Here is a 12,853-nt window from a genome sequence, read left to right as displayed (position 1 = left end):
AATCCCGAATCCCGAATCCCGAATCCCGAATCCCGAAAGCAACGTCTACCGCCCGAGCCCATGCGGCTTGATCACTCCGGTATAGATGCCCAGGATCACCAGCAGGATCAGGCACACCGAGAGGCCGATGCGCCAGGTCAACGCGTTCACCGTGCGCTTGCTCTGGCCGCGGTCCACCAATAGGTAGTACAGGCCGGCGCCCAGGTTCCACAGGATGAGAAGCAGGAACGCGACGATCAGCAAAGTCTTCAGCGAGTCGTTCATGGGCGTCTCGGCACATGGTGTGTCCGCATTATGACCCTCGCCGCTGCCTCGCGCATGGGCACGCGCCGACGCATGCCGTTGTGGCTGGGCTGGAGCGTCGCGCTGGCGGTGGCGGTGTGCTTTTGCATGCTCGGCCGCTGGCAGTTGCAGCGCATGCACGAGAAACAGGCGCTGCTGGCGCAGGCGGCGCACGTGCGCGACCACCCGCAGGCGCTGGCCGATGCGCTGCGCGCGACGCTGCCGGGACAGTTGCGCTGGGTGCATGGTGCCGGCCGTTTCCTGCCCGGGCAGATCCTGCTCGACAACCAACTGCGGCAGGGCCGCAGCGGAGTGAAGGTGTACCAGCCGTTCCTGGCCGACGGCGCCGCGGCGCCGCTGCTGGTGGAACTGGGCTGGTTGCCGCTGCCGGCCGACCGCGCGCTGCCCGAGCCGGCGCCACTGCAGGGCCGCTACACGCTGGTCGGCCTGCTCGGGCCGGCACCATCGCATGGACTGACCCTGGGCCCGGCCCTGGTCGCGGCGCCGTCGCCGCAGCGCTGGCTGGCGATGCGCATCGAGCCCGCGGCGATCGGGACCGCGCTCGGCCGCCGCGACATTTTGTCGCAGGTGCTGCGCCTGGATCCGGCCCTGCCGCTTGGCTATCCGCGCGACCTGGACCTGCTGCCGAACACGCTGCCGCCCGAGCGCCACTTGGGTTACGCGGTGCAATGGTTCGGCCTGGCGCTGGCGGTGCTGGTCACCGCGGCGCTGCTCAGCTGGCGTGCGCGCAGGGGACGGGGCGGGCGCTGAGCGCGCGCGCATGAGAAAATCCCCGGCATGAATGCTCCCACCCCGGCCCCGCGCCAGGCGGCCGCCCGCGGCCGCTGGCCGCTGATCGTGTTGTTCGCCCTGTTCTTCGGCTCGATGCTGGTCGCCGGCGTGTTGCGCTTTTCCGGCTGGAAGCCGGCGGCCGCCCGCAATCATGGCGAATTGCTGCAGCCGCCGGCCGACCTGCGCGCGCTGCAGCCACGGCTGGCCGATGGCCGCGTCTATGCCTGGGAACCGCAGCGGCGGCTGTGGCGCATCGCGCTGGCGCCGCCGGCGGACTGCGGCAGCGCCTGCGATGCGCTGGCGCGCGACCTGGACAAGGTCTGGCAGCTGTTCGGCCACGATGCCGACCACGTGCAGATCCTGTGGATCGGCACGCCGCCGGCCGCCGCCCGGGCCCTGCCGCCGGTGCAGGCGCTGCGCGCGGACCCGGCGCTGCTGGCGGCGCTGCCGCGGGTGCGCGATGCGGCCGGGGTGCCGGTCTATGTCATCGATCCGAACGGTTTCGTGGTGCTGCGCTATGCCCCCGGGTTCGACCCGGCCGGGCTGCGTGCGGACCTGGCGAAACTGCTGAAACTCCTGTGAGCCGCTCCCTATGACCCTGTTCGCGCGCCCGGCGCTGTTCCGGCATTTCCACCGCATGGCCTGGCTGGCGGCGCTGTTCACCGCCAGCACCATCATGTTCGGTTCGTTCGTGCGCCTGTCCGATGCGGGCATGAGCTGCCCCGACTGGCCGACCTGCTACGGGCGCATCACCTGGCCGCAGACCAGCGCCGAAGCCGACACCCACGCCGCCAGCAAGATCCGGCCGCTGGAGACGCACAAGGCCTGGCGCGAGCAGATCCACCGCTTCTTGGCCGGCGCGCTGGGCGTGGAAGTGCTGGTGCTGTCGCTGCTGGCGGCACGGCGGCGCCGGCTCGGCATCGCCCAGATCGTCACGGCGGCGGCGCTGGTGGCGCTGTCGATCCCGCTGTACATGTCCGGCTGGCCGGGGCTGGCGATGCTGGCGGCGGTCGGCGGCGAGGCGATTCTGCTGCTGGCGGCGCTGCGCTGGTCCAACGACGACCTGGCCCGCGCGGCGGTGCTGACCCTGTCGGTGGTGATCTTCCAGGCCTTGCTGGGCATGTGGACGGTGACCCTGCTGCTCAAGCCGATCGTGGTGATGGGGCACCTGCTGGGCGGCCTGCTGATGTTCTCGCTGCTGGTGTGGATGGCCTGGCGCGCCACCCACCTGCCGATCACCCTGGCCGATGCGCCGCGGCTGAAGTGGCTGCTGCGCCTGGGCGTGGCGGTGCTGGTGCTGCAGATCGCGCTGGGCGGCTGGGTCAGCGCCAACTACGCGGCGCTGGCTTGCGGCGGCGGCAGCTGGTCGGCCGACAACTTCCCGCGCTGCGTCAGCCAGTGGTGGCCGCCACACGATTTCCGCGAGGGCTTCACCCTGTGGCGCGGCATCGGCGTGGACTACGAAGGCGGCGTGCTCGACGGCGCGGCGCGCATCGCCATCCAGATGGCGCACCGGATGATGGCGATGGTGGTGGCGGCGTACTTGCTGTGGCTGAGCTGGCGCCTGAGCCGCACGCCGGGCATGCGCGGCTGGGCCGCGGCGCTGGCGTTGCTGCTGGTCGCGCAGGTGTGCCTGGGCATCCTCAACGTCAAGCTGGCGCTGCCCCTGCCGGTGGCGGTGCTGCACAACGCCGGCGCGGTGGCGTTGCTGTTCGTGCTGGTGTCGCTGCTGGCGCGATTGCGGGCGCCGCAATGAGCGCGCACCGCGTGCACTGGCGCGACTATTGGGACCTGACCAAGCCCAAGGTGGTGGCGCTGATCGTGTTCACCGCCCTGGTCGGCATGTGCCTGGCCATCCCGGGGCTGCCGACCTGGGCGCAGGTGCGCACCGGCCTGCTCGGCTTCTTCGGCATCTGGCTGGCGGCTTCGGCCGCGGCAGCGATCAACCAGCTGCTGGACGCACGCATCGACGCGCAGATGGCGCGCACCTCCTGGCGTCCGCTGGTGGTGGGCAAGGTGCTGCCGTGGCAGGTGCTGCTGTTCGCCACCCTGCTCACCGCGCTGTCGATGACCGTGCTGGTGGTGTGGGTCAACCTGATCACCGCGGTGCTGACCTTCGCCTCGCTGATCGGCTATGCGGTGATCTACACCGTGTTCCTCAAGCGCACCACGCCGCAGAACATCGTCATCGGCGGCCTGGCCGGCGCGGCGCCGCCGCTGCTGGGCTGGGCCGCGATCACCGGCATGCAGGGCCAGTGGGACTGGGCCTACGCTTCGCTGCTGGTGCTGATCATCTTCGTATGGACGCCGCCGCACTTCTGGGCGCTGGCGATCTTCCGCCGCGCCGACTACGCCAAGGCGTCGATCCCGATGCTCCCGGTCACCCACGGCGTGGCCCATACCCGCCGGCAGATCCTGGTGTACACGGTGCTGTTGGTGGTGGTGACGCTGCTGCCGGTGGCGGTGGGCATGAGCGGGGTGTTCTACCTCGGCGGCACTCTGGTGCTGGACGCGGTGTTCCTCTGGTACGCCTGGCGCATGCTCGACCCGCCGGACGAGATGTTCTCGATGCGCATGTTCGGCTATTCCATCGTGTACCTGATGGCGTTGTTCGCGTTCCTGCTGGTCGATCACTGGATCGCCTGAACCGCGCGTTCAGTTCTCCGCTCAAGTGTTGCCGCTCGCGGTCGTTACCGAGCGATTGACCAGAATCGGCAAAGCCGCGGAGACGTGTATGTGGGGCAAGAGCAAGCAACAAGCGGCCAAGCTACAGGCATTGAGTGAGCGCTTGCGCGAGGCCGAGGCCGAGCGTGACCGCGCGCGGGCGCAGGCCGATAGCGCTGGCACCGATCTGGACGCTCTGCGTGGTCGTTTCGACCTGGTCACCTCCGCGACCACCGACGGCCTGTGGGAGATGAGCGTGATCGCCGGCGATCCGATCAACCCGGCCAACGAATTCTGGTGGTCGTCGCAGTTCCGCGCGATGCTGGGTTTCTCCTCCGAGCTCGACTTCCCCAACGTGCTCGACAGCTGGGCCTCGCGCCTGCACCCGGAGGACAAGCAGGCCACGCTGGACGCGTTCGCCGTGCATTTGGCCGACCGCAGCGGCAAGACCCCGTACGACGTGGAGTACCGGCTGCAGCTGAAGAACGGCCAGTACCGCTGGTTCCGCGCGCTCGGCACCACCCAGCGCGACGCCCAGGGCTCGCCGCTGCGGGTGGCCGGCGCGCTCACCGACATCACCGAGCGGCGCGAGCGCGAGGCGTTCCTGGACGTGGTCCTGACCCGCTTCGAACTGGGCGCGGACATGCTCAACGACGGCCTGTGGGACATGAGCGTGATCGCCGGCGATCCGATCAATCCGTCCAACGAGTTCTGGTGGTCGGCGCAGTTCCGTTCGCTGCTGGGCTTCGCTTCCGAGGCCGAGTTCCCCAACGTGCTCGACAGCTGGTCTTCGCGCCTGCACCCGGAGGACGCGCAGTTCGCGCTCAACGCCTTCGCCGCGCACCTCAACGACCGCACCGGCCGCACCGGCTTCGACATCGAATACCGGCTGCGCATGAAGAACGGCGAGTACCGCTGGTTCCGCGCGCGCGGCCTGACCAAGCGCGCCGCCGACGGCACCCCGCTGCGCGCGGTCGGCGCCTTGCTGGACATCCATGCCGCGCGCCAGCTCGGCGAGGCCGCGCATACCCTGCAGACGGCGGCAGCGGAAATGGTCGACGACAACAGCGACCTGGCCCGGCGCACCGAGCAGCAGGCCGCGGCGCTGGAAGAGGCCGCCAGTTCGATGGAAGAGATCACCGGCACCGTGCAGCGCAACGTCGAGCACGTCGGCCACGCCAACCGTCTGGTCGATGGCGCCACCGACGTCGCCCAGCGCGGTGGCGACGTGGTGCGCGACGTGGTCCAGACCATGGCCGGCATCGAGAGCGCGTCGCGCAAGATCGCCGACATCATCAGCGTCATCGACGGCATCGCCTTCCAGACCAACATCCTCGCCCTGAACGCGGCGGTGGAAGCGGCGCGCGCCGGCGAGCAGGGCCGCGGCTTCGCCGTGGTCGCCACCGAAGTGCGCAGCCTGGCTCAGCGCTGTGCCGATGCGGCCAAGGAAGTGCGTGGCCTGATCGCCGGTTCCAGCGAGCAGGTCGATCGCGGTTCGGCGCTGGTCGCGCGCGCCGGCGCAACGATGGAAGAACTGCTCGGCTCGGTGCGCGAGGTGCAGCGCATCATGACCGACATCGCCGGGGCCAGCCGCGAACAGAGCGCCGGTATCGGCCAGGTCAATCAGATCGTCGTGCAGATGGACACCGCCACGCAGCAGAACGCGGCACTGGTCGAAAAGATGGCCGAGGCCGCGCGCGCGCTGGAAGGGCAGGCGCAAGGCCTGAACGCGCATACCAGCAGTGGCCGCCGCGCCGGCAGCCAGGGCGCCGGTCACGCGGTGGCGCCGGCACGCGTGGCGGCCTGATCGGGAGCCGCTGAGCGCACGGCGCGTGGTTGCGCGCCGCTGCGCGCGGCATGCAATTCGTCGTGCGGCGCGGGCAATCGCGCCGTGGCGACGCGGTGGACCGGAACGCATGAGGGGGCGGCAGTGCAGCGCGCCGGCGTTGCCGATGGCGCGTTGCACTGCGCGTCGCGCGTGACGCGCCTTATGTCTTCATCCCAGCCAATGCTGGCAACTGTCGCGCGCCTGGCTGCCGCAGCTTTGCTGCATCTTGTGCTGCAGCCGCGCGAGCACCGCGCTGCCGTCGTGGCCCTTGCTCCAGGCCTGCAGGGTCTTGGCCAGGGTGTCGAAGCGCTGCCGGGTGCGCTGGTGATAGCCGTCGGGCTGGCCGGCGAGTTCCCCAATGACCTGTCCGGCAGCCGCCTCGATCGCGGCCGCATTGTCCGGCTGCAGCCGGATCAGCCCATCGACGTAGAGCACGCCCCATTGCACGCGGGTGGCGGGGCCTTCGGCGCTCTCGTAGGCCTTCTTCAGCCAGAACAGCGCCGTTTGCTTGTCGCCGCGCGCCTGGGCCAGGCTGGCCAGTTCCGGCATGTAGTAGTAGGGGGTCTTGCTGCGCTGGAGTTCGGCCAGCAGCAGTTGCTCGGCGCCCGCGCTGTCGCCGGCGGCGTCGAGCAACGCGGCGGCGCTGCTGATCGTGGACTGGCGTTCGTAGTCGGTCTTGGCGGCCTGCTCGGCCCATTGCACGCGCTGCTGCACCTTGGCGACCACCGCGGGCGGCAGCGGCTTCTTCGGGCCATCGCCGGCCTCGGCCGGCTGGCCTTGCGCCAAGCGCGCCAGGGCGATGTCCGCGGCGGCGGTGTCCAGGCGGTCGCTGATCGGCAGGCTGCTGTCGGCGTAGACCTGGTCCAGTGCATGGGTCAGCGCACTCGACAGCGCGCTGCGTTCGGCGGCGTCGCCGGCCGCGGCCTGCACCAGGTCGCGCGCGGCATAGGTGAGCGTGCTGCGGTTGGCGCGCACCTCGGCCGGATCGGCCAGCACCGCCCGCAGCAGGGCGCGATCGGCGGCGCGATGCTTGGCGTCCACGCTGGCGGCCTTGGCCGGATCCTGCGCGGCCAGCGCGAGCAATGCGAAACGGCGTTGCAAGGCCGGCTGTGGTGCCGCTGCGGCCAGACGCGTGAGCACGTCGGCCGCCTGCCCCGGCTTGACCAACTGCGCCGCATCCACTGCCCAGCCGTATTCGCCGAGCAAGGTCCAGTCGTCGGCGCTGAGCGTGGCCGGTGCCTTCAGCGCCTGCTGCAGCAACTGCGCCGAGGTGGCGGTGCGGGTCGCGGCCACGCGCAGGGCCTCGGCCAGGCGCACGGTGTCGCTGTCGCCGGCCAGGCGGGTGATCTCGCTGCGGTCCGGGCGCAACACGATGATGGTCGGATAGCCCTTGATGCCGAAGCGTTCGCCCCAGGCCTGCGCACCCTCCGAATCGCCGTCCAGGTGCACCGCGACGAAGGCGCGGGTGCGGGCGATGAACGCCGGGTCCTTGAACAGCGTGGCCTTGAGCCGATTGCAGGGTGGGCACCAGGCGGCGCCCCAGTACAGCAGCACCGGTTTGTTGTGTTCGCGCGCTTCGGCGAAGGCATCGTCGACGTCGCCCTCGCGCCAGGCGATGCCGGCGCTGTCGGCGGCAGGCGCCGGTGCGGCGGCCTTGGGCGCAGCAGGCGCGGGCGGTTTCTGGCAGGCGCCGAGCGCCAGCAGCGTGGCCAGGCTGGCGGAAATCGTCGCGCAACGGCGAAGCATGCGGCTCATGGGGGCACCGGATGGGAAGGGAGCACGGCACCGGCCGTGCCGGCCGTCCACTGTACGCAGCCCATGCCGCGCTTGCACATGCCGGCTGTGCATCTGCATATGCCGCCATGCGCGGTGTTGCCGCGGCGGAGAGGTGGCTCTCCCGCGGTCGGCGCGCTGCGCGGCCATGGCCTCCGCACCGCCCGGCTGCTGTCCGCAGTTGGCTAGTGCTGCGCTTCCGCTTCCGCCTTGGCCGCGCGCGCGTAGCGTTGCGCGATCACCGCGCAGACGATCAGCTGGATCTGGTGGTAGATCATCACCGGCAGCACGATCGCGCCGAGGCTGCCGCTGGCGAACAGCACCTTGGCCATCGGCACGCCGGTGGCCAAGCTCTTCTTGGAGCCGCAGAACACGATCGGGATCTCGTCCTCGCGCGAAAAGCCCAGGCGCCGCGCGCCGAAGGTGATCAACGTCATCGCCAGCGCCAGCAGCACCGCGCCGACCACGGCGACGCCGAGCAGTGCCGGCAGCGGCGTCTTGTGCCACAGGCCTTCGACCACCGCCGCGCTGAACGCGGTGTACACCACCAGCAGGATGGTGCTCTGGTCGGTGTAGCGCAGCACCGCACGGCGGCGCTCGACCCAGCCGCCGATCCAGCGCTGCAGCAGGTGGCCGGCGACGAACGGCACCAGCAGTTGCAGCATGATCTTGCCCATCGCCTCCAGCGGATTGGCAATGGCGCTCTGTGCGTCGCTCAGCACGCCCATCAGCAGCGGCGTCAGGAACACCCCGAGCAGGCTCGACAGCGAGGCGCTGCACACCGCCGCCGGCACGTTGCCGCCGGCCATCGAGGTGAAGGCGATCGACGACTGCACCGTGGACGGCAGCGTGCACAGGAACAGCACGCCGATGTACAGGTCCGGGGTCAGCAGCCAGTGCGACAGCGGCTTGAACAGCAGGCCCAGCAGCGGGAACAGGATGAAGGTGGCGGCGAAGATGGTCAGGTGCAGGCGCCAGTGCAGCGCGCCGGCGACGATGGCCTCACGCGACAGCCGTGCGCCATGCAGGAAGAACAACGCGGCGATCGCCAGATCGGTGACTACGTCCATCACCGACGCCGCGCGTCCCTGCACCGGCAGCAGCGAGGCGAGCAGCACCGTGCACAGCAGCGCCAGGGTGAACGGTTCGATGCGCAGGCGCGCGAGCCAGGACTTGATCATGGGGGGAGTCGAGCGGCGGGAATGTGCATTTTAGGAAGCATGGCGCCCGCACGCGAATCCCGACGCACCGCGTAGACAACTCGCAGACATGTTGCGGTGCCGGCGGCTTTGGTCGAATGCGCGTATCGGCAGCTTGCTAGATTGCCTTCGCCCGACCGGTTGGGGGAGCGCATCGGGCACGCTGCGCGTTGCACATGCGCCAGCGCCTCCCGCTTCTCCAGGGATCAGGAGCACGCACATGCAATACGATCAGTATCAGACCGTTTTCGCGCTTTCGACGCTGGCCAATTGGGTCAGCACGCAGACCGGCACCGCGCAAGCACTGCAGGCCGAGTATCAGAAGGTCCTGGTTGCGACGCTGGCCTCGCCGCCTGCACAGGCGGCGATCGGTACCTGGGAATTGGTGTGGGGGCCGCAGGTCTGGCAGGGGGAGAAGTCCGATCGCTCGGACAATGCCATGTTCGTGGCCAAGGCGAGCAATGTGGGCGACTTGGCCGGGGACGTGTATGTCGTGGCGATCGCCGCGACCAATCCGCTTTCTTCCTACGACTGGATGATGGAGGACTTCGATGTCGCCAGCGTAGTCGACTTCGCGACTTACGATCCCACTGCGAGTACGCCGCCGGCGCAACTGCTGAATCCGACGGAAAAAAGCACGGTCATCTCGATGGGTACGGCGCTGGGCGTCTGGCATCTGCTCAACATGGTGAGTCCGCCTTCCGGCGTGTCGCCGGGCGCCACGCTGGACGCGTATCTGAAAAAGGTGGCGAGCAGTGGCGCAAGCGTGATTTTCGCCGGGCATAGCCTGGGCGGCGCACTGTCGCCGACCATGGCCACTTGGTTCAAGAGCACCCATCGGCTGGACGCCTGCAAGGCGGTGTACTGCTATCCCACTGCGGGCGCAACGCCGGGCAATGCCGCCTTTGCGGGGCTGTGCAAATCGACGCTGCCGCCAACCACCGGCAACACCTATCAAGTGTGGAATCGCGATCTGTGGAATTCGTACGACGTGGTGCCGCACGCCTGGAACACGACGATGTTGGAGCAGATCAAGACGATCTACGACAACAAGTCGTTCGTGACGATCGATCTTGCCGTGGACAACGCGAAAAGAAAGTCGCTCTCTTCCGGTATCGCTTACACCCAGATCGTCAACCAGCAGCTTATCGGCACGTTGGCAGGCATCCCGACCAGCGCCTTTCAATTCCTGGAGCAAGCGAAAAACCAGCATACGACCGCGTATTCCGCATTGATCGCGAATCGCCTCATCCCGGTGGTGCCGCCAGCGCATGAGCGGCAAACGGCAGACTTGGACGCAGATGCGGAGCTGTACGCCCTGCTGACGCGGCTCGACGCGGATGTGCGCGCGTCGACGGCGCAGTCCTAGGCACCGCACCGCACCGCGCAAGCAACGCAAAGGCGTGCTGCATGCTTGGAGGATGATGGCGATCGCCAGGTGCGATCGCCATCGTCGACGGAGGCCCGGCAGCACCCGGATGGGGGTACAACGGGTCTCCCGCCGGACTCAGCGCAACGACGCGAGCACTTTGAGCAGTTCGCGCTGTTCGTATTTGTCGGTCTCGTCCAGTCCCTGCGCGCGCTGCTTGGCGGTCAGTTCCTCCAGGCGCTGCTGCAATGTCTGCTTTTCCAACTGCACGACCACATCGTGCAGCTCCTGGCGCCAGCTGGCGGTCTCGCCGGCGATCTCCTGCACCGCCAGCTTCTGCAGCGCGGCCAGTTCCTCGCGTTCGTGGAAGTGTTCGAGCAGCGCGCCGGTGGTGATTTCCGGACGCGCATGCACGATCTGCAGCAGTTCGATCATCAGCTCGATGCCGGGCAGGCGCAGGCCGGCGAACGGGTAGGGCGGCGGCAGGTCCAGCGCCAGCGACGGCGCCTGCAGCAGGCGCACGATCGCCTCCCGGACCAGGCTGCGCTTGTGCGCCGGGCGCGGCGCGCGCGGCGGTGGCCTGCTTGCCGCGGCCGTGGCGGCCGCCGGTGCGGCGGCGCCGATGCCGGTGAGTTCGGCCAGGCGCTGGCGCATCAGATCGCCGAAGGCGCCGTCGGGAATCTGCGCCAGCATCGGCCGCGCGCGTTCGGCCAGGCGTGCCTTGCCGTCGAGCGTGCCGAGGTTGATCTCGCGCGAGAGTTCGTCGAAGAAGAACTGCGACAGCGGTGTGGCCTGGGCCAGCCGCACGTCGAAGGCCGCGGCGCCTTCCTTGCGCACGATGGTGTCCGGGTCCTCGCCGTCGGGCAGGAACAGGAAGAACGCCTGGCGCCCGTCCTTCATCCGCGGCAGCACCGATTCCAGCGCCTTCCAGCCAGCGCGGCGGCCGGCGGCGTCGCCGTCGAAGCAGAAGAACACGTCCGGCGCGTTGCGGAACAGCAGTTCGGCGTGGTCCGGCGTAGTGGCGGTGCCCAGCGTCGCCACCGCCTGGGTGACGCCGAACTGGAACAGCGAGACCACGTCCATGTAGCCCTCGACCACGATCAGCCGCTCGATCTTCTGGTTGGCCTGGCGCACCTGCCACAGGCCGTACAGTTCGCGGCCCTTGTGGAACAGCGCGGTCTCCGGCGAGTTCAGGTACTTGGGGCCGTCGTCCTTGTCGAGCACGCGGCCGCCGAAGGCGATGACCCGGCCTCGGCGGTCGAAGATCGGGAACATCACCCGGTCGCGGAACTTGTCGTAGACGTGGCCGCGGTCGTTCTTGGAGAACAGCCCGGCGCGGTCCAGCAGCTTGAGCCGGCGCTCGTCGGTACCCAGCGCGTCCTTGAGCGCGCTGTAGCCGTCCGGGGCATAGCCGATCTGGAAGCGCGCGCGGTTCTCGGCGTCCACGCCGCGGCCGTCCAGGTAGGCGCGCGCCTTCTCGCTGCCGTCGAGCTGGCGCTGGAAGAACTTGGCCGCCGCTTCCAGCGCGGAGTACAGGTCGCGGTGGTCGTCGCCGGCGGCCTGGGCGGCGCCGCGCTGCTGGGCGTCGCGCGGGATTTCCATGCCGGCGCGCTTGGCCAGTTCGTCGACCGCGTCGAGGAATTCGAGGCGGTCGTAATTCATCAGGAAGCTGATCGCGGTGCCGTGCGCGCCGCAGCCGAAGCAGTGGTAGAACTGCTTGGTCGGTGACACCGTGAACGAGGCCGAGCGCTCGTCGTGGAACGGGCAGCGCGCCGCGTATTCCTTGCCCTGGCGCTTCAGCGGCACGCGCGTGCCGACCACCTCGACGATGTCGGTGCGGGCGAGCAGGTCGTCGATGAATGCGTCGGGGATGCGGGCCATCCGCATAGGATGCCACGCGCGTGCGCCGTCACGCTGAGCGCGCGGCCTGCGCGGTTCAGCGCCGTGCGATCAGGGCGTCGGTGGCGCCTGCGCGGCGCTGCGCGGGTCGATCCCGGCGGCGGTGAGCTTGCTGTGCGAGCGCAGGCGCTCGTCGATCACCGCGGTGATCAGCGCGCCGACGAAGAACACCACGGTGGCGTAGTAGATCCATACCAGCAGGATCACCAGCGCGCCCATCGAACCGTAGGCGCTGCCCGGCGCGGCGGTGGCGATGTACAGGCCGATCGCGTAGCGCCCGGCCACGAACAGGCAGGCGGTGATGGCGCCGCCGATGACCGCCTGGCGCCATTGCACCCGGCGGTCGGGCAGGTAGTGGTAGAGCACGGCGAAGGCCAACACGTAGATCGCCAGGGTCGAGATGTAGCCGACCGCCGGCAGCAGCGACGGCATCCGCGCGAACACCACCTGCAGCACGGTGGTCAGGATCATCGAGATCAGCAGCAGGAAGCCCAGGCCCAGCACCACGCCGAAGGAGAACACGCGCTTCTTCAGCCAGGCCAGGATGCCGTCCAGGCGCTGCTTGTCGGTGCGGAAGATCAGGTTCAGCGCATTCTGCAGCTGCGCGAACACCGCGGTGGCGCCGACGAACAGCAGCAGGGTGCTCCACAGGCCCGCCAGCGAGCCGACGTTGGGCTGGTTCTTGGCGTTGTCGATCACCGTCTGCGCGACTTCGCGCGCGCCGTGGCCGGCCAGTTGCCCGATCTGCGCGATCAGCGCTTCCTGCGCCTGCGGATACAGCGAGGCGGTGAGCCACAGCAGCAGCACCAGCAGTGGCGCCAGCGACAGTAGCGCGTAGAACGACAGCGACGCCGCCTGGGTCATCACGTCGATCTCGACGAAGCGCCGCACCAGCGCGGCCGGCAGGCTCTGCTGCAGGCGGTCGAGATGTTTGTGCAGGCGATCGGACGACAGGGGCAGGGACATGGGCGCGGGACCTTCGGCGCGCGGCGTCGCAACGCCAGTCCCGCACTGCGCGCTGAAAGAGTGCGCGGGCTTGCCGGGCGT

11 protein-coding genes are annotated in these 12,853 nt (G+C 69.4%); 6 read left to right on the top strand and 5 right to left on the bottom strand.

What is annotated here, in order from left to right; genetic code table 11:
• Positions 1 to 45: 45 nt before the first annotated feature.
• Positions 46 to 264, bottom strand: coding sequence for a twin transmembrane helix small protein (locus GGR66_RS04880; RefSeq protein ID WP_010341612.1), 219 nt, complete (start codon positions 262 to 264; stop codon positions 46 to 48).
• Between the two features lie 30 nt (positions 265 to 294).
• Between GGR66_RS04880 and GGR66_RS04875 the strand changes: the two genes are divergently transcribed.
• From GGR66_RS04875 to GGR66_RS04855, 5 genes are all read left to right on the top strand, one after another.
• Complete coding sequence (locus GGR66_RS04875; RefSeq protein ID WP_184447406.1) at positions 295 to 1,053, top strand: SURF1 family protein; 759 nt, start codon at positions 295 to 297, stop codon at positions 1,051 to 1,053.
• Between the two features lie 27 nt (positions 1,054 to 1,080).
• Positions 1,081 to 1,656 carry a hypothetical protein gene (locus tag GGR66_RS04870; protein ID WP_184447405.1) on the top strand — a complete coding sequence of 192 codons (576 nt, stop codon included), beginning with the start codon at positions 1,081 to 1,083 and terminating at the stop codon, positions 1,654 to 1,656.
• Between the two features lie 10 nt (positions 1,657 to 1,666).
• The gene (locus GGR66_RS04865) at positions 1,667 to 2,830 is read left to right on the top strand and encodes a COX15/CtaA family protein (RefSeq protein ID WP_184447404.1); all 1,164 of its coding nucleotides are present in this window, start codon (positions 1,667 to 1,669) and stop codon (positions 2,828 to 2,830) included.
• Positions 2,827 to 3,720 (top strand): heme o synthase, encoded by an 894-nt coding sequence (gene cyoE, locus GGR66_RS04860; RefSeq protein ID WP_160968808.1) that lies wholly within the window; start codon positions 2,827 to 2,829, stop codon positions 3,718 to 3,720. Before GGR66_RS04865 ends, cyoE begins: the two co-directional genes overlap by 4 nt.
• Before the next feature lie 88 nt (positions 3,721 to 3,808).
• Positions 3,809 to 5,545 (top strand): PAS domain-containing methyl-accepting chemotaxis protein, encoded by a 1,737-nt coding sequence (locus GGR66_RS04855; RefSeq protein WP_184447403.1) that lies wholly within the window; start codon positions 3,809 to 3,811, stop codon positions 5,543 to 5,545.
• Between the two features lie 189 nt (positions 5,546 to 5,734).
• Here GGR66_RS04855 and GGR66_RS04850 read toward each other — a convergent pair whose 3' ends face one another.
• Entirely contained in the window at positions 5,735 to 7,321 is a 1,587-nt protein-coding gene (locus GGR66_RS04850) for a thioredoxin family protein (RefSeq protein ID WP_184447402.1), read from the bottom strand.
• 203 nt (positions 7,322 to 7,524) lie between these two features.
• Entirely contained in the window at positions 7,525 to 8,520 is a 996-nt protein-coding gene (locus tag GGR66_RS04845; RefSeq protein WP_184447401.1) for a bile acid:sodium symporter family protein, read from the bottom strand.
• A 238-nt stretch (positions 8,521 to 8,758) separates the two neighbouring features.
• Between GGR66_RS04845 and GGR66_RS04840 the strand changes: the two genes are divergently transcribed.
• Entirely contained in the window at positions 8,759 to 9,907 is a 1,149-nt protein-coding gene (locus GGR66_RS04840) for a hypothetical protein (RefSeq protein ID WP_160968800.1), read from the top strand.
• Between the two features lie 138 nt (positions 9,908 to 10,045).
• Here the strand turns inward: GGR66_RS04840 and dnaG are convergent, their stop codons facing one another.
• Together dnaG and GGR66_RS04830 are read right to left on the bottom strand one after the other, a co-directional pair.
• Positions 10,046 to 11,788 (bottom strand): DNA primase, encoded by a 1,743-nt coding sequence (gene dnaG, locus GGR66_RS04835; protein WP_184447400.1) that lies wholly within the window; start codon positions 11,786 to 11,788, stop codon positions 10,046 to 10,048.
• A 69-nt stretch (positions 11,789 to 11,857) separates the two neighbouring features.
• Entirely contained in the window at positions 11,858 to 12,772 is a 915-nt protein-coding gene (locus GGR66_RS04830; RefSeq protein WP_160968796.1) for a YihY/virulence factor BrkB family protein, read from the bottom strand.
• Positions 12,773 to 12,853: the final 81 nt, after the last annotated feature.

The sequence above is a fragment of the Xanthomonas sp. 3498 genome, assembly GCF_014199795.1.
GTDB lineage: Bacteria > Pseudomonadota > Gammaproteobacteria > Xanthomonadales > Xanthomonadaceae > Xanthomonas_A > Xanthomonas_A rydalmerensis.
Note: the sequence above shows the minus strand (reverse complement) of the source record. Positions and strands in the feature narration are given on the sequence as shown.

What these genes read in the sequence shown, in the direction of transcription:
- GGR66_RS04845 (WP_184447401.1), bottom strand. Translation starts at nt 8,520, where the DNA reads ATGATCAAGTCCTGGCTCGCGCGCCTGCGCATCGAACCGTTCACCCTG.
- GGR66_RS04855 (WP_184447403.1), top strand. Translation starts at nt 3,809, where the DNA reads ATGTGGGGCAAGAGCAAGCAACAAGCGGCCAAGCTACAGGCATTGAGT.
- GGR66_RS04830 (WP_160968796.1), bottom strand. Translation starts at nt 12,772, where the DNA reads ATGTCCCTGCCCCTGTCGTCCGATCGCCTGCACAAACATCTCGACCGC.
- GGR66_RS04880 (WP_010341612.1), bottom strand. Translation starts at nt 264, where the DNA reads ATGAACGACTCGCTGAAGACTTTGCTGATCGTCGCGTTCCTGCTTCTC.
- cyoE (WP_160968808.1), top strand. Translation starts at nt 2,827, where the DNA reads ATGAGCGCGCACCGCGTGCACTGGCGCGACTATTGGGACCTGACCAAG.
- GGR66_RS04850 (WP_184447402.1), bottom strand. Translation starts at nt 7,321, where the DNA reads ATGAGCCGCATGCTTCGCCGTTGCGCGACGATTTCCGCCAGCCTGGCC.
- GGR66_RS04865 (WP_184447404.1), top strand. Translation starts at nt 1,667, where the DNA reads ATGACCCTGTTCGCGCGCCCGGCGCTGTTCCGGCATTTCCACCGCATG.
- dnaG (WP_184447400.1), bottom strand. Translation starts at nt 11,788, where the DNA reads ATGGCCCGCATCCCCGACGCATTCATCGACGACCTGCTCGCCCGCACC.
- GGR66_RS04870 (WP_184447405.1), top strand. Translation starts at nt 1,081, where the DNA reads ATGAATGCTCCCACCCCGGCCCCGCGCCAGGCGGCCGCCCGCGGCCGC.
- GGR66_RS04875 (WP_184447406.1), top strand. Translation starts at nt 295, where the DNA reads ATGACCCTCGCCGCTGCCTCGCGCATGGGCACGCGCCGACGCATGCCG.
- GGR66_RS04840 (WP_160968800.1), top strand. Translation starts at nt 8,759, where the DNA reads ATGCAATACGATCAGTATCAGACCGTTTTCGCGCTTTCGACGCTGGCC.